The organism is Butyricimonas sp. DFI.6.44 (genome assembly GCF_022132345.1).
GTDB lineage: Bacteria > Bacteroidota > Bacteroidia > Bacteroidales > Marinifilaceae > Butyricimonas > Butyricimonas muris.
The window spans coordinates 372,171-385,454 of sequence record NZ_JAKNJD010000003.1 but is presented as its reverse complement, the minus strand read 5'-3'; the positions used below and the strand labels follow the sequence as shown (position 1 = coordinate 385,454).

Annotated in this window: 26 protein-coding genes; all 26 read right to left on the bottom strand. The window is 42.9% G+C overall.

From position 1 onward, the window contains the following. Positions 1–78 precede the first annotated feature (78 nt). The 26 genes from rplQ to rplB all read right to left on the bottom strand — a co-directional run bounded on the left by rplQ (position 79) and on the right by rplB (position 13,279). Complete coding sequence (rplQ, locus tag L0M98_RS06710; protein ID WP_186975987.1) at positions 79–597, bottom strand: 50S ribosomal protein L17; 519 nt, start codon at positions 595–597, stop codon at positions 79–81. Positions 598–602: 5 nt separating this feature from the next. Next, the gene (locus L0M98_RS06705) at positions 603–1,595 is read right to left on the bottom strand and encodes a DNA-directed RNA polymerase subunit alpha (RefSeq protein WP_099291632.1); all 993 of its coding nucleotides are present in this window, start codon (positions 1,593–1,595) and stop codon (positions 603–605) included. 16 nt (positions 1,596–1,611) lie between these two features. Next, positions 1,612–2,220 (bottom strand): 30S ribosomal protein S4, encoded by a 609-nt coding sequence (gene rpsD / locus L0M98_RS06700; RefSeq protein ID WP_227217878.1) that lies wholly within the window; start codon positions 2,218–2,220, stop codon positions 1,612–1,614. 37 nt (positions 2,221–2,257) lie between these two features. Beyond that, positions 2,258–2,647, bottom strand: coding sequence for a 30S ribosomal protein S11 (gene rpsK / locus L0M98_RS06695; protein WP_099291630.1), 390 nt, complete (start codon positions 2,645–2,647; stop codon positions 2,258–2,260). A gap of 18 nt (positions 2,648–2,665) precedes the next feature. Then, a complete protein-coding gene (gene rpsM / locus L0M98_RS06690) occupies positions 2,666–3,043 on the bottom strand; it encodes a 30S ribosomal protein S13 (protein ID WP_099291629.1) in 378 nt (125 codons plus the stop codon). Positions 3,044–3,075: 32 nt separating this feature from the next. Beyond that, the gene (gene rpmJ / locus L0M98_RS06685; protein WP_018337663.1) at positions 3,076–3,192 is read right to left on the bottom strand and encodes a 50S ribosomal protein L36; all 117 of its coding nucleotides are present in this window, start codon (positions 3,190–3,192) and stop codon (positions 3,076–3,078) included. An 11-nt stretch (positions 3,193–3,203) separates the two neighbouring features. Continuing rightward, positions 3,204–3,425, bottom strand: a complete 222-nt coding sequence (gene infA, locus L0M98_RS06680; RefSeq protein WP_018337664.1) for a translation initiation factor IF-1 — start codon at positions 3,423–3,425, stop codon at positions 3,204–3,206. 86 nt (positions 3,426–3,511) lie between these two features. Then, the gene (gene map, locus L0M98_RS06675) at positions 3,512–4,273 is read right to left on the bottom strand and encodes a type I methionyl aminopeptidase (protein ID WP_186975989.1); all 762 of its coding nucleotides are present in this window, start codon (positions 4,271–4,273) and stop codon (positions 3,512–3,514) included. Positions 4,274–4,297: 24 nt separating this feature from the next. Then, a complete protein-coding gene (gene secY / locus L0M98_RS06670) occupies positions 4,298–5,641 on the bottom strand; it encodes a preprotein translocase subunit SecY (RefSeq protein WP_099291627.1) in 1,344 nt (447 codons plus the stop codon). A gap of 100 nt (positions 5,642–5,741) precedes the next feature. Then, entirely contained in the window at positions 5,742–6,188 is a 447-nt protein-coding gene (gene rplO / locus L0M98_RS06665) for a 50S ribosomal protein L15 (protein ID WP_099291626.1), read from the bottom strand. Positions 6,189–6,218: 30 nt separating this feature from the next. After that, positions 6,219–6,401: a 50S ribosomal protein L30 gene (rpmD, locus tag L0M98_RS06660; RefSeq protein ID WP_099291625.1), complete on the bottom strand. Its 183-nt coding sequence runs from the start codon at positions 6,399–6,401 to the stop codon at positions 6,219–6,221. Between the two features lie 13 nt (positions 6,402–6,414). Further along, a complete protein-coding gene (gene rpsE / locus L0M98_RS06655) occupies positions 6,415–6,921 on the bottom strand; it encodes a 30S ribosomal protein S5 (protein WP_099291624.1) in 507 nt (168 codons plus the stop codon). A 12-nt stretch (positions 6,922–6,933) separates the two neighbouring features. Further along, positions 6,934–7,290, bottom strand: coding sequence for a 50S ribosomal protein L18 (gene rplR, locus L0M98_RS06650; RefSeq protein WP_099291623.1), 357 nt, complete (start codon positions 7,288–7,290; stop codon positions 6,934–6,936). A 22-nt stretch (positions 7,291–7,312) separates the two neighbouring features. Next, the gene (rplF, locus tag L0M98_RS06645; RefSeq protein WP_099291622.1) at positions 7,313–7,867 is read right to left on the bottom strand and encodes a 50S ribosomal protein L6; all 555 of its coding nucleotides are present in this window, start codon (positions 7,865–7,867) and stop codon (positions 7,313–7,315) included. A gap of 15 nt (positions 7,868–7,882) precedes the next feature. Then, positions 7,883–8,278, bottom strand: a complete 396-nt coding sequence (rpsH, locus tag L0M98_RS06640) for a 30S ribosomal protein S8 (protein WP_099291621.1) — start codon at positions 8,276–8,278, stop codon at positions 7,883–7,885. A gap of 19 nt (positions 8,279–8,297) precedes the next feature. Further along, entirely contained in the window at positions 8,298–8,567 is a 270-nt protein-coding gene (rpsN, locus tag L0M98_RS06635; RefSeq protein WP_027201662.1) for a 30S ribosomal protein S14, read from the bottom strand. 11 nt (positions 8,568–8,578) lie between these two features. Beyond that, positions 8,579–9,127: a 50S ribosomal protein L5 gene (gene rplE / locus L0M98_RS06630; RefSeq protein WP_099291620.1), complete on the bottom strand. Its 549-nt coding sequence runs from the start codon at positions 9,125–9,127 to the stop codon at positions 8,579–8,581. Between the two features lie 117 nt (positions 9,128–9,244). Beyond that, entirely contained in the window at positions 9,245–9,568 is a 324-nt protein-coding gene (rplX, locus tag L0M98_RS06625) for a 50S ribosomal protein L24 (protein ID WP_099291619.1), read from the bottom strand. A 96-nt stretch (positions 9,569–9,664) separates the two neighbouring features. Beyond that, a complete protein-coding gene (gene rplN / locus L0M98_RS06620) occupies positions 9,665–10,030 on the bottom strand; it encodes a 50S ribosomal protein L14 (RefSeq protein WP_018337676.1) in 366 nt (121 codons plus the stop codon). A gap of 2 nt (positions 10,031–10,032) precedes the next feature. After that, positions 10,033–10,287: a 30S ribosomal protein S17 gene (rpsQ, locus tag L0M98_RS06615; protein ID WP_018337677.1), complete on the bottom strand. Its 255-nt coding sequence runs from the start codon at positions 10,285–10,287 to the stop codon at positions 10,033–10,035. Between the two features lie 6 nt (positions 10,288–10,293). Further along, positions 10,294–10,488: a 50S ribosomal protein L29 gene (gene rpmC / locus L0M98_RS06610; protein WP_099291618.1), complete on the bottom strand. Its 195-nt coding sequence runs from the start codon at positions 10,486–10,488 to the stop codon at positions 10,294–10,296. A 42-nt stretch (positions 10,489–10,530) separates the two neighbouring features. Continuing rightward, positions 10,531–10,950 (bottom strand): 50S ribosomal protein L16, encoded by a 420-nt coding sequence (gene rplP, locus L0M98_RS06605; protein WP_099291617.1) that lies wholly within the window; start codon positions 10,948–10,950, stop codon positions 10,531–10,533. Between the two features lie 29 nt (positions 10,951–10,979). After that, positions 10,980–11,705, bottom strand: coding sequence for a 30S ribosomal protein S3 (gene rpsC / locus L0M98_RS06600; protein ID WP_099291616.1), 726 nt, complete (start codon positions 11,703–11,705; stop codon positions 10,980–10,982). A 4-nt stretch (positions 11,706–11,709) separates the two neighbouring features. After that, entirely contained in the window at positions 11,710–12,129 is a 420-nt protein-coding gene (gene rplV / locus L0M98_RS06595) for a 50S ribosomal protein L22 (RefSeq protein ID WP_099291615.1), read from the bottom strand. A 36-nt stretch (positions 12,130–12,165) separates the two neighbouring features. Next, the gene (gene rpsS, locus L0M98_RS06590; RefSeq protein ID WP_018337682.1) at positions 12,166–12,435 is read right to left on the bottom strand and encodes a 30S ribosomal protein S19; all 270 of its coding nucleotides are present in this window, start codon (positions 12,433–12,435) and stop codon (positions 12,166–12,168) included. A gap of 19 nt (positions 12,436–12,454) precedes the next feature. Further along, positions 12,455–13,279 carry a 50S ribosomal protein L2 gene (gene rplB / locus L0M98_RS06585; protein WP_099291614.1) on the bottom strand — a complete coding sequence of 275 codons (825 nt, stop codon included), beginning with the start codon at positions 13,277–13,279 and terminating at the stop codon, positions 12,455–12,457. Between the last annotated feature and the right edge of the window lie 5 nt (positions 13,280–13,284).

Genomic DNA, 13,284 nt, shown 5'->3' with positions numbered 1-13,284 from the left:
TCATATAGGAAAAGAAAAAAAGAGGACTGCCAACATTTTATTGTTAGACAGTCCCTTTCTTTATATCTGAATTTCAAATTATTCAGCCTTGGGAGCTTCCTCCTCTGTCTTCGGAGCTTCTTCAACCGGAGTTTCAGCAGCAGCCTCAGCAACAGGAGCGGCTTCTTTCTTGGCAGAAGTAGATCTCTTACGACGAGTCGTTTTCTTCACTTCTTCTTTCTTCACTTCCGTGTAAGTCGTGTTGTAATCAACTAATTCGATCATACACATTTCCGCGTTATCACCCAAACGGTTACCCAATTTCAAAATACGGGTGTAACCTCCCGGACGGTTAGCAATCTTCTCCGCGATGTCACTAAACATTTCAGCAACAACTTCTTTACGACGAAGATAAGAGAACACGGTTCTTCTAGAGTGAGTCGTGTCGTTTTTGGCCTTAGTCAAAAGCGGCTCAACATAGACCTTCAAAGCCTTAGCCTTAGCAACTGTCGTTCGGATTCTCTTGTGAAGAATCAAAGAACAAGCCATGTTAGAAAGCATCGCGTGTCTGTGCGAGCTAGTTCTACCCAAATGGTTAACTTTCTTATTATGTCTCATCTTACTTACTCTTTGTCTAATTTATACTTGGCAACATCCATACCGAATTCAAGGTTGTTGTTCTCCAGAAGGGCTTCCAACTCGGTCAAGGACTTCTTACCGAAGTTTCTGAACTTCAACAAGTCGTTCTTGTTAAATTGAACAAGCTCCCCTAAAGTTTCTACCTCAGCCGACTTCAAGCAGTTAAGTGCACGAACGGAAAGATCCATGTCCACCAATTTTGTTTTCAGCAACTGACGCATGTGCAATACCTCTTCATCGAACTCTTCGTTTCCATATTTATCCTCTGTTTCGAGAGTAATCTTTTCATCAGAGAATAACATGAAGTGATGGATCAAAATTTTAGCCGCCTCTTTCAACGCATCCGTCGGGTTGATAGAACCGTCGGTTTCGATCTCGAACACCAAACGTTCGTAGTCGGTCTTACCCTCCACGCGGTAGTTCTCGATTTCGTATTGCACGTTCTTGATCGGCGTGTAAATAGCATCGATAGGAATTACCCCGATTTCAGCGTCTGCAGGCATGTTCTCTGAAGCAGGAACATAACCGCGTCCTTTCTGAATGGTTAATTCTATCTCAAGGCTCGTGGCAGTATCCATGTTACAGATCACCAATTCCGGATTCAAAACTTCAAAGCTTTTCAGGAACTGGTTCATAGCACCGGCAGCAAACGTCTCTTGTCCGGAAACAGTAACGGTTAGCTTTTCAAACTCCACGTCCTCCACTTTTCTTTTCAACCGAACCTGTTTCAAGTTCAAGATAATCTCGGTCACATCTTCGATGACACCGGGGATCGTCGCGAACTCATGATCTACACCTTGAATTTTAATACCGGTAATCGCAAAGCCTTCCAAAGAAGACAACAAAATTCTGCGTAGTGGATTACCAATAGTGATGCCGTAACCTGGCTCCAACGGGCGGAATTCGAATTTACCGAATCTTTCCGTTGATTCAAGCATGATTACTTTGTCCGGTTTCTGGAAAGCTAATATTGCCATATATATTTTTATTTTACTACTTAGAATATAACTCTACGATTAACTGCTCTTTAATGTTCTCCGGGATATCTGATCTTTCCGGTACATTAAGTAGTTTCCCACTCATAGCGGCAGCATCCCACTCTAACCAAGAGTATCTGCTACTTCTATTCCCTCTCAGTGAATCATTGATCACCTCCAAAGATTTGGATTTTTCTCTGACAGCGACAACATCGCCCGGGCGGATGCGACATGACGGGATGTTGCATACTTTACCATTCACGGTGATATGTCTGTGAGATACATACTGACGAGCAGCAGCACGCGTAGGAGCTACTCCTAAACGATAAACGACGTTGTCCAGACGGCACTCCAACAATTGGAGCAATACCTCACCGGTAACACCTTTACTACTCTCGGCTTTCTCAAACAAGATACGGAATTGTCTTTCCAACAAACCGTAAGTATATTTGGCTTTTTGTTTCTCTTTCAATTGAATTCCGTACTCGGAAATCTTCTTTCTACGGTGAGCTATTCCGTGTTGTCCAGGAGGATAGTTACGACGTTCTAACGCTTTATCCGGTCCAAAAATGGGCTCACCAAACTTTCTTGCTATTTTAGACTTAGGTCCTGTATATCTAGCCATTTCTATTTGATTTTTAAAATTACACCCAATATATTAATTACACTCTTCTCCGTTTCGGAGGACGACATCCATTGTGCGGAAGCGGCGTAACGTCAATGATCTCGGCAACCTCGATACCGCAAGCGTGGATCGCACGAATTGCAGACTCTCTACCGTTACCCGGTCCTTTAACATATACCTTAACTTTTCTCATACCCAAGTCGAAAGCAACTTTACCGCAATCGGTAGCTGCCGTCTGGGCTGCATAAGGGGTGTTTTTCTTTGATCCTCTAAATCCCATCTTACCTGCCGATGACCAAGAGATAACTTGTCCGTTAGCGTTCGTCATAGAGATAATGATGTTATTAAAAGATGAATGAACGTGTGCTTGTCCCACGGCCTCTACTTTAACTAGCCGTTTCTTGTTAGATGTAGACTTCTTTGCCATAATTCAATCTCTTATCAATTATTTAGTTGCTTTCTTCTTGTTAGCAACAGTTTTCTTCTTACCCTTTCTCGTGCGGGCATTGTTCTTCGTGCTCTGTCCTCTTACGGGAAGACCGATACGATGTCTGATTCCTCTGTAACAACCGATATCCATCAGTCGTTTGATGTTCATCTGAACCGATGTTCTCAACTCTCCTTCTACTTTGTACCCATCATTGATGACCTTACGTACAGCAGCTAGTTGATCGTCATTCCAGTCCTTTACCTTAGTGTCAAAATCGATGCCGGCCTTTTCTAATATGGTCCTGGCACTACTTCTACCTATACCGAAGATATAGGTTAGAGCTATTTCCCCTCTTTTGTTGGAGGGCAAATCTACACCAACGATTCTTGCCATAAAACTCTTTTACGTTTTTACTTAATTAATAATCAACCCTGACGTTGTTTAAATTTCGGGTTCTTCTTGCAAATGACGAATAAAACGCCCTTTCTTCTTACAATCTTGCAATCAGCACTACGCTTCTTGACAGATGCTCTTACTTTCATTGCTCTACAATTTAATTTTTATATCTGAATGTTATCCTACCTTTCGTGAGATCGTAAGGGGACATATCCACTCTCACTTTATCTCCCGGAAGTATTTTTATATAGTGCATCCGCATCTTTCCTGAAATATGAGCCGTAATGATATGCCCGTTTTCCAGTTCGACACGAAACATAGCATTCGACAATGCTTCCGTTATCACTCCATCTTGCTCTATTGAAGGCTGTTTCGCCATAATTCAATTTTAGATTTTAGATTTTAGATTTTAAATTAACCCTTCATTTCCCAATTTACAATCTAAAATTTGCAATTTACAATTTCCTAATCTTCTATATATTCAAATGTTGACAAAATATCAGCTTCTCCTTTTCCGATAGCTATCGTGTGCTCGAAATGGGCTGCCGGCAAATGATCTCTTGTCTTGATCGTCCATCCGTCCGCCATCTGAAACACGTTACGCGCTCCCATGTTTATCATAGGCTCAATGGCTATCACCATCCCTACCTTCAACTTACAACCTTGTCCCCGGCGACCGTAATTCGGAACCTGAGGTTCTTCATGCAAATTCTTCCCTACCCCGTGTCCTACCAATTCCCTCACGACGGAAAAACCGTTCGCTTCGGCGTATGATTGTACGGCATAACCGATATCTCCTGTCCGCATTCCCGCTACTGCCTGTCCTATCCCTTTGTACAAGCTGTCTTTCGTCACTTGTAAAAGTTTTTTCACTTCATCGCTAATCTCCCCGACAGCAAACGTATAGGCGCTATCCCCGTAAAAGCCATTCTTCACAACCCCACAATCAACGGATACGACATCACCTTCTTCTAAACAACGAGAGGACGGTATCCCATGAACCACTTCATCATTCACTGAAATGCAAAGCGTGTTCGGAAAACCTCCATACCCGAGAAATCCGGGAATGCCACCGTTGGAACGGATAAAATCTTCCGCTATCTTGTCCAACTCTAAAGTCGAAATACCCGGGCGAACGTGTTTGGACACCTCACCCAGAGTCTTTCCTACTAATCGGTTGCTTTCCCGCAATAACTCAATCTCCTCCTGTGTCTTTAAAAAAATCATGTCGCAAAAGTACAATATTTTTCTTTAATACGCAGCAGGTCCGCCTGGATTTTTACCTTTGATTCGTCCCGACTTCATCAACCCGTCGTAGTGACGCATCAACAAGTGAGACTCGATTTGCTGTAATGTATCTAAAACTACACCCACCAAAATCAACAAAGATGTACCTCCATAGAATTGGGCAAACTGATGGTTCACGCCCGATATTTGAGCGAAAGCCGGAAGGATAGCCACAATTCCCAAGAAGATAGATCCCGGAAGAGTGATTCTCGACATAATCGTATCAAGGAACTCCATAGTTTTTCTTCCCGGTTTTACTCCCGGAATAAATCCGCCGTTCTTCTTCATATCCTCTGACATCTGCATCGGATTTACCGTGATCGCCGTGTAGAAATAAGTAAACGCGACAATCAATACAAAGAACGTGAAATTATACCAGAACCCGGTGAAGTCAGAGAATGCCGCTGCAAACCCGGACAATCCCTCCGCATTGGAGAAATTAATCAAGGATACCGGCAACAACATAATAGCTTGAGCGAAAATGATAGGCATAACCCCGGCAGCGTTGATCTTCAACGGAATGTATTGACGAACACCACCGTATTGTTTGTTACCCACGATTCTCTTGGCATACTGTACAGGCACTTTACGCGTTCCCTGTACAAGTAGAATGGAACCGCAGAACACGAGAAACAATATTATCAATTCGATCAGGAAAGCTACTAATCCTCCTCCCTGTTGAGTCACTCTGGAAGTTACTTCTGCAACGAAAGCAAATGGCAAACGAGCGATGATACCAATCATGATGATGATCGAAACACCGTTACCGATTCCCTTATCCGTGATTCTCTCTCCCAGCCACAGGACAAACATGGAGCCTGCCGCCATAATCACGATAGAGGGAAGTTGGAATTGCCAAAAACCGGTAGACACGAAAGCCTCTACAGGCACCTGAGCTTTTAAGTTTGTAAGATACGCCGAACCTTGTAATACGAGGATAACCAAAGTAAGGTACCGCGTGATTTGGTTGATCTTACGTCTTCCACTCTCTCCTTCTTTCTGCAAGCGCTGGAAATAAGGAACTGCAATTCCCAATAACTGCACCACGATGGAGGCGGAAATGTAAGGCATAATACCCAAAGCAAATACCGACGCGTTCGAGAACGCTCCCCCCGAGAACATGTCCAACAAGCCTAAAACGCCGCTGGAAGTTTGATCTTTCAAGGCCTGCAAGCCATGAGGGTCGATACCGGGCAGTACGATCTCTGTTCCTAACCTGTAAACGAGAATAAGCCCAAGCGTAGTTAAAATCCTAGTCTTGAGCTCCTCTATTTTCCAAATGTTCTTTAATGTATCAAATAACTTCATAAGTTCTTTCTTTTAAGGCATTGATCTGGGTTTTGTTAAAGTTGCTTCAAAAATAGTAATTCTATTTTAAAAACAACTTTAAACGCCCAAATTTTTAATCTTACAATTTAACTACCGTTCCGCCCGCAGCCTCAATAGCTGCTATAGCCTTAGCGGAGAAAGCATTAGCTTTCACTTCCAACTTAGTAGTTAACGCTCCATCACCTAATACCTTAAGAAGATCGTTCTTAGACATTAATCCGGCTTGAATCAAAACGTCTTTTTCAATTACTGTAAGATTTTCTCTCTCGGCCAAATCCTGAAGCATCCCTACATTAATAGCTTTATACTCTACTCTATTTATATTTTTAAAGCCAAATTTCGGTACACGTCTCTGCAAAGGCATCTGTCCTCCCTCAAAACCGATCTTGGATTTATAACCCGATCTTGATTTCGCACCTTTATGTCCTCTTGTAGAAGTACCTCCTTTTCCGGAACCCTGACCGCGACCAATTCTTTTCTCTCTGTGAGTTGATCCGGCAGCCGGTGTTAAGCTACTTAAATCCATTGTATACTATCTTTAAAATAGGTTCGACAATTACTTTACTTCCTCAACGCGAACCAAGTGTTTAACCTTGGCTACCATACCCATGATCTGGGGTGAGGTTTCGTGTTCAACACTACTGTTTACTCTTCCGAGGCCTAACGCGTTCAAAGTACCAAGCTGACGCTTATCGCTACCGCTTCTACTTTTTACCAGTGTAATTTTAATCTTTGCCATCGTTCATTCAGTTTTATCCGTTAAACACTTTGTCAAGACTAATGCCTCTCTGTTGAGCAATCATTCGGGGATCTCTCAATAACTTCAAAGCTGCAAAAGTAGCTTTTACCAAGTTGTGAGGGTTAGATGATCCTTTCGATTTTGCCAACACGTCTTTAATCCCGGCACTCTCCAATACGGCACGCATAGCACCTCCGGCTACCAGCCCGGTACCTGAAGAAGCGGGACGCATAAATACGGTTGCTCCGCTATATTTAGCTTCTTGCTCGTGAGGAAGAGTTCCTTTCAATACAGGCACCTTTATCAAATTTTTCTTCGCGGCTTCAACACCTTTTGAAATAGCGGTTGTTACCTCGTTAGCTTTACCTAACCCGTAACCTACCGTACCATTCTCGTCGCCTACCACCACGATTGCAGAGAAACTGAAGGTTCTACCTCCCTTGGTAACCTTGGTTACGCGGTTGATAGCCACCAATCTGTCTTTCAATTCCAAGTCTGCACTATTAATCTTCTGTTCCATGCTCGCCTACTTTTAAAAATTAAGACCACCGTTACGAGCTGCATCTGCTAATGCTTTCACTCTTCCGTGATACAAATACCCGTTTCTGTCAAACACAACAGCTTCGATACCGGCTGCCTTTGCTTTTTCAGCAATCATTGCACCCAACAATTGTGCCTGTTCTGTCTTGTTGCCTTTCTTTTCAGCAATCTCTTTGCAAAGTGAAGTTGCTGAAACCAATGTCTTTCCGGCATTATCGTCAATCAACTGAGCAGAGATTTGTTTATTTGAACGGAACACCGTCAAACGAGGTCTCTCAGCAGTTCCGAAGACTACTTTACGTATTCTTCTTTTTATTCTTATTCTTCTTTCTACCTTAGTTAAAGCCATAACATTACTTTTTTACAGGTGATTAAACTTTAGCTGATTTACCAGCCTTACGACGAAGAACTTCACCCACAAATTTGATACCTTTACCCTTGTAAGGCTCCGGTTTACGGAATGAACGGATCTTGGCCGCTACCTGACCGATAAGTTGCTTATCGCAACTTTCCAGCGTAATAATCGGGTTAGCACGTTTTTCATTGAGTACGCTCACCTTCACTTCATTCGGTAACACCAAGAAGATCCCGTGTGAATAACCTAACCCTAATTCAAGAACCTGACCTTCAGCATTCGCTCTGTAACCTACTCCGACCAACTCTTGTTTGATCGTGTAACCTTCAGAAACACCTACAACCATGTTATGAATCAAAGCACGATATAAACCATGCATGGCTTTATGAGCTTTATCTTCTGACGGACGCTCAACAACAAGTTGAGTTCCTTCCACCTTCACGATCATATCTCCGTGTACGTCCTGAGAAAGTTCTCCCTTCGGACCCTTTACCACGACCGTGTTGTTAGGATTTACAGTTACTGTAACCCCTTGTGGTATATCTATTGGTAATTTTCCTATTCGTGACATTTTCCGCCCTTTTTATTAATAAACATAGCACAATACTTCACCGCCAACATTCTTTTGGCGAGCTTCTTTATCAGACATTACGCCCAATGACGTTGACAAAATCGCGATACCCAATCCGTTCAGCACGCGAGGCATGTCCTCTACATTCGTGTAACGTCTCAGACCCGGTTTTGAAACACGTGTCAATGTTCTAATGGCGGGCATTTTCGTCTCGGGATGATACTTCAAAGCGATTTTGATATTGCTTCTGATACCATCTTGCTCAAACTTGTAATTCAGGATATATCCTTTTTCCTTTAAGATCTTGGTCATTTCCCGTTTCATCTTTGATCCCGGGATATCCACTACTTTATGACCTGCCTTCACTGCATTTCTGATGCGTGTAAGGAAATCTGCTATTGGATCTGTCATCTCTTCAAATTTTTAAATATTACCAACTAGCCTTCTTAACTCCGGGTATAAGCCCCGCTGAAGCCATCTCGCGGAATTGAATTCTGCTTATACCAAACTGTCTCATGTACCCTCTCGGTCTTCCTGTCAGTTTGCATCTGTTGTGCAAACGAACGCGACTGGAGTTTTTCGGTAGAAGGCTCAATCCAATGTAGTCTCCTTCCTCTTTTAATTTAGCTCGTTTTGCGGCGTACTTTTCTACCAATTTTGCACGCTTAACCTCACGGGCCTTCATTGATTCTTTTGCCATTTCGCTTTTTTTTAGTTCTTTTTAAATGGTAATCCAAATTCTCGTAGAAGAGCAAAAGCCTCTTCGTCGGTATTAGCCGAAGTTACAAAAGTGATGTTCATACCCATGATCTTGTGAACACTGTCCAACACGATTTCCGGGAATATGATTTGCTCCTCTATTCCTAAAGTGTAATTTCCTCTTCCGTCAAGCTTATTGTTGATTCCTTTGAAATCACGGATACGCGGAAGCGCGGAAACAATAAGTCTTTCTAAAAATTCATACATACGTTCTTTACGCAAAGTCACTCTTACGCCGATCGGCATGCCCTTACGTAATTTAAAGTTAGAAACGTCCTTGGTTGATTTACAAGTTACGGGCTTCTGACCGGTGATGGTCGCGATCTCGTTCACTGAAAACTCAAGGATCTTCTTATCCTGAATGGATGATCCCACACCCTGATTGATTACTATCTTCTCCAATTTGGGCGCCTGCATAACTGACTTGTATCCGAACTCCTTCATTAAAGTCGGTACAATTTCTTCGCTATACTTCTTTTTGTAATTTGGTACGTATTTCATTTATAATATTTGTTATAATGCCTCACGGCATATCATTTTCATTTTGCGGCTGCAAAACTACAAATTAAAATCATAAATTGCAAGTTGCTCTATAACAACCTGCAATTTTATTTATTCTTACTTCAACTCCTGACCGGATCTCTTAGCGTATCTCACTAATTTTCCTTCTGCGTTCCGGCGGCGTCCGATTTTGGTCGGCTTTCCGGTTTGCGGGTCAACAACGTTCAAGTTGGAGATGTGGATTGGAGCTTCTTTCTTAATGATTCCTCCTTGCGGGTGAGCAGCGTTGGGTTTGGTATGTTTACTTACCAGATTGATACCCTCAACAATAGCTCTTTGCTTATCCGGAATCATTTCAAGTACCTTTCCTTGTTTCCCTCTGTCTTCTCCTGCATTTACTTGAACTAAGTCACCTTTCTTTATATGAAACTTCTTGCTCATCGTATAAATTATTTATGATTTATGATTTACGATTTATGATTTCAAGACTTCCGATCATTATTTCAATCTAAAATCTAAAATCATAAATCTAAAATCTTAAAGTACTTCGGGGGCTAAAGATACAATCTTGGTATAACCCTCACGAACTTCTCTGGCAACAGGTCCGAAGATACGAGTTCCTCTCATTTCTCCCGCGTTGTTCAACAACACGCAAGCGTTATCATCAAAGCGGATATAAGATCCGTCCGGACGTCTGTACTCTTTGCTTACACGAACTACCACTGCCTTACTAACGGTTCCCTTCTTAATATCACCGTTCGGGATGGCGTTCTTCACGGTAACAACGATTTTATCGCCTACGCGTGCGTATCTTTTCTTGGTACCACCAAGAACACGGATACAAAGCACTTCTCTGGCGCCGCTGTTATCGGCTACGGTCAATCTACTCTCTTGTTGTATCATGATTACTTAGCTCTTTCAATGATTTCAACTAATCTCCATCTCTTGGTCTTGCTCAAGGGACGGGTTTCCATAATTCTCACGGTATCCCCGATGTTACATTCGTTCTTCTCATCGTGGGCGGTGAACTTTTTGGTCTTGCTGACGAACTTCCCGTAAATCGGGTGCTTCTCCTTAAAGTGAACAGCAACCGTGATAGACTTGTCCATCTTGTTGCTTACCACAAGACCGGTACGCTCTTTTCTAAGATTTCTTTCCATTTTCTACTACTTGTTTAATTCACGCTTGCGTAACTCCGTCATCAATCTAGCGATGTTTCTTCTTGTAGCCCGGATCAACATCGGGTTCTCAAGAGGAGAAACAGCATGGTTCATCTTCAACTTCGTCAAGGCCGATTGCTCTGTAGCGATCTTCTCCTTTATCTCTTCTGTGGTTAATTCACAAATTTCTGATTGTTTCATTTCTCTTACATTTTTTCGTTTCGAAATTCAAATAGTCAACGACTACTCGGAATAATCACGTCTAACCACAAACTTCGTAGCGATGGGCAACTTTTGAGCCGCTAAACGCAATGCTTCTTTAGCGATTGCATAAGGTACTCCATCTGCTTCGAAAAGAATACGTCCCGGTGTAACCGGAGCAACGAACCCTTCCGGAGATCCCTTACCCTTACCCATACGAACCTCAGCGGGTTTTTTAGTAATAGGTTTATCTGGAAATATACGAATCCATATCTGACCCTGTCTTTGCATGTAACGAGTTACCGCAACACGGGCTGCTTCAATCTGGCGTTGTTCGATCCACATGTTCTCCAACGCCTTGATCCCGAAAGATCCGAATGCCAGTTCATGTCCTCTTTGGGCATTCCCTCTCATTCTCCCTTTCTGCGACCTTCTGTATTTAGTCCTCTTTGGCTGTAACATAGCTCTTGATCTGTTTAAAAGTTAAAAGACTATTTTTTTCTCTTTTTAAACCCGCCTTTTTTGCCGGCATTGTTCGGACGGTTGTTCTCTCTCGGAGCACTTACCAGCGCATTCGGAACTAGTTCGCGTTTACCGTAAACCTCTCCTTTGCAAATCCAAACTTTAATACCCAGCTGACCGTAGGTAGTCAAAGCCTCGGCCTGAGCGTAGTCTATATCAGCGCGGAACGTGTGCAACGGAATTCTACCTTCCTTGTAGATTTCGGCTCTCGCCATTTCCGCACCGTTCAAACGACCGGAGATCAAAATTTTGATACCTTCCGCTCCCATTCTCATGGTTGAAGCGATAGCCATCTTGATAGCTCTACGGTAAGCTACGCGGCCTTCCAACTGACGAGCTATGTTATTGCCCACGATCACGGCATCCAACTCCGGACGCTTGATCTCGAAGATATTAATTTGAACTTCCTTATCGGTGATCTTCTTCAACTCCTCTTTCAACTTGTCAACTTCCTGACCTCCTTTACCGATGATAATACCCGGACGAGCGGTGTTGATCGTGATAGTGATGAGTTTCAAAGTTCTCTCGATAACAATTTTAGCGATTCCTGCTTTAGCGAGACGGGCGTTCAGATACTTTCTGATCTTGTAATCTTCCACCAATTTATCGCCATAGTTTTTACCGCCAAACCAGTTAGAATCCCATCCTTTGATGATTCCTAATCTATTGCTTATTGGATTAACTTTCTGTCCCATGTAACTATTCTTTTGTAATGTTTTCTACAGCTGTCTTGCTTCCCAGCACGATCGTCACGTGATTTGAACGTTTACGAATCCGGTGTGCTCTTCCTTGCGGGGCCGGTCTAAGTCTTTTCAACATACCTGCACCGTCAACGAAAATCTCTTTCACGAACAGGGCAGCTTCGTCAACACGCTTCCCTTCGTTCTTCTGTTCCCAGTTTGCAATCGCTGAAAGCAACAGCTTTTCAACCTTACGAGCAGCTTCTTTAGGACAAAACTTAAGCATATCCAAAGCTTTCTGTACATCTACTCCGCGAACCAAGTCTGCCACCAATCTCATTTTTTGAGGAGATGTAGGACAATCGCGAAGAATTGCAAAAGCCTTCTCTTTTTTGGCTTCTTTATTCTGATTTGCTCTTAATCTTTTTCTTGCACCCATTTTAATACATCTTCTTTAGTTCAACCTTACCATGCATTATTTTTTCTTCTTATCAGCATGGCCTCTAAATGTACGCGTCGGCGCAAATTCTCCCAATTTATGACCTACCATATTTTCAGTCACGAATACCGGGATAAATTTATTACCGTTGTGTACAGCGATAGTGTGCCCTACGAAGTCCGGAGAAATCATGGAATGACGAGCCCAGGTTTTAACAACCGATTTCTTATTGGACTCATTCATCACCAATACTTTTTTCTCTAGCTTGAAATCTATAAAAGGGCCTTTTTTTAACGAACGACTCATAACATCAATAATTAATCAGTTATTTTTTCCTTCTTTCTATGATATACTTGCTAGAGTGTTTCTTCGGAGCTCTAGTCTTGTATCCTTTAGCCAACAAGCCTTTTCTTGAGCGAGGATGTCCTCCTGAAGCGCGGCCTTCACCACCACCCATCGGGTGATCAACCGGGTTCATCACGACACCTCTCACGCGAGGTCTGCGACCTAACCAGCGCGTACGACCGGCTTTACCTGAACGTTCCAAAGCGTGGTCGGAGTTAGACACCGTACCTACTGTGGCGCGACAAGCTGCCAACACCATACGAACCTCACCGGAAGGTAATTTGATAGAAACGTATTTACCGTCTCTTGCCACTAACTGAGCGTATGAACCGGCACTACGAGCCATCACGGCTCCCTGCTGCGGTCTCAACTCGATGTTATGAATGATTGTACCTAGTGGGATTTCAGATAAGAACAAAGAATTACCTACTTCCGGAGCAACACCTGCACCACTCATCACGGTTTGATCAATTTGCAACCCGTCCGGTGCCACGATGTAACGTTTTTCTCCGTCTGCATACACTAATAGAGCAATTCTCGCCGTACGATTGGGATCGTACTCGATCGTTGCAACACGAGCCGGAACATTATCCTTATCGCGTTTGAAATCTATTATTCTGTATCTTTGTTTATGACCACCACCTATATATCTCATTGTCATTTTACCGGAATGGTTACGTCCACCGGTTCTTTTCTTCGGTCCTAACAATGATTTCTCAGGTCTATCTGTAGTCAACTGATCAAAGGTAATCGCTACCTTATGTCTCTGACCAGGAGTTACAGGGTTTAATTTTCTTACAGCCATCTTAA

Coding starts and splice junctions, on each gene's coding strand:
- rplE (WP_099291620.1), bottom strand. CDS start 9,127: ATGAAATACGTACCAAATTACAAAAAGAAGTATAGCGAAGAAATTGTA.
- map (WP_186975989.1), bottom strand. CDS start 4,273: ATGATTTTTTTAAAGACACAGGAGGAGATTGAGTTATTGCGGGAAAGC.
- rplQ (WP_186975987.1), bottom strand. CDS start 597: ATGAGACATAATAAGAAAGTTAACCATTTGGGTAGAACTAGCTCGCAC.
- rpsN (WP_027201662.1), bottom strand. CDS start 8,567: ATGGCAAAAGAATCAATGAAGGCCCGTGAGGTTAAGCGTGCAAAATTG.
- rplO (WP_099291626.1), bottom strand. CDS start 6,188: ATGGATTTAAGTAGCTTAACACCGGCTGCCGGATCAACTCACAGAGAG.
- rpsS (WP_018337682.1), bottom strand. CDS start 12,435: ATGAGTCGTTCGTTAAAAAAAGGCCCTTTTATAGATTTCAAGCTAGAG.
- rplB (WP_099291614.1), bottom strand. CDS start 13,279: ATGGCTGTAAGAAAATTAAACCCTGTAACTCCTGGTCAGAGACATAAG.
- rpmD (WP_099291625.1), bottom strand. CDS start 6,401: ATGGCAAAGATTAAAATTACACTGGTAAAAAGTAGAAGCGGTAGCGAT.
- secY (WP_099291627.1), bottom strand. CDS start 5,641: ATGAAGTTATTTGATACATTAAAGAACATTTGGAAAATAGAGGAGCTC.
- rpsQ (WP_018337677.1), bottom strand. CDS start 10,287: ATGGAAAGAAATCTTAGAAAAGAGCGTACCGGTCTTGTGGTAAGCAAC.
- rpsK (WP_099291630.1), bottom strand. CDS start 2,647: ATGGCAAAGAAGTCTACATCTAACAAGAAACGGCTAGTTAAAGTAGAG.
- rpsD (WP_227217878.1), bottom strand. CDS start 2,220: ATGGCTAGATATACAGGACCTAAGTCTAAAATAGCAAGAAAGTTTGGT.
- rplX (WP_099291619.1), bottom strand. CDS start 9,568: ATGAGCAAGAAGTTTCATATAAAGAAAGGTGACTTAGTTCAAGTAAAT.
- rpmJ (WP_018337663.1), bottom strand. CDS start 3,192: ATGAAAGTAAGAGCATCTGTCAAGAAGCGTAGTGCTGATTGCAAGATT.
- rpsC (WP_099291616.1), bottom strand. CDS start 11,705: ATGGGACAGAAAGTTAATCCAATAAGCAATAGATTAGGAATCATCAAA.
- rpsH (WP_099291621.1), bottom strand. CDS start 8,278: ATGACAGATCCAATAGCAGATTTCCTTACACGCATCAGAAATGCAGTG.
- rplP (WP_099291617.1), bottom strand. CDS start 10,950: ATGTTACAGCCAAAGAGGACTAAATACAGAAGGTCGCAGAAAGGGAGA.
- rpmC (WP_099291618.1), bottom strand. CDS start 10,488: ATGAAACAATCAGAAATTTGTGAATTAACCACAGAAGAGATAAAGGAG.
- rplV (WP_099291615.1), bottom strand. CDS start 12,129: ATGGGTGCAAGAAAAAGATTAAGAGCAAATCAGAATAAAGAAGCCAAA.
- rpsE (WP_099291624.1), bottom strand. CDS start 6,921: ATGGAACAGAAGATTAATAGTGCAGACTTGGAATTGAAAGACAGATTG.
- rplR (WP_099291623.1), bottom strand. CDS start 7,290: ATGGCTTTAACTAAGGTAGAAAGAAGAATAAGAATAAAAAGAAGAATA.
- rplF (WP_099291622.1), bottom strand. CDS start 7,867: ATGTCACGAATAGGAAAATTACCAATAGATATACCACAAGGGGTTACA.
- L0M98_RS06705 (WP_099291632.1), bottom strand. CDS start 1,595: ATGGCAATATTAGCTTTCCAGAAACCGGACAAAGTAATCATGCTTGAA.
- infA (WP_018337664.1), bottom strand. CDS start 3,425: ATGGCGAAACAGCCTTCAATAGAGCAAGATGGAGTGATAACGGAAGCA.
- rplN (WP_018337676.1), bottom strand. CDS start 10,030: ATGATACAACAAGAGAGTAGATTGACCGTAGCCGATAACAGCGGCGCC.
- rpsM (WP_099291629.1), bottom strand. CDS start 3,043: ATGGCAAGAATCGTTGGTGTAGATTTGCCCTCCAACAAAAGAGGGGAA.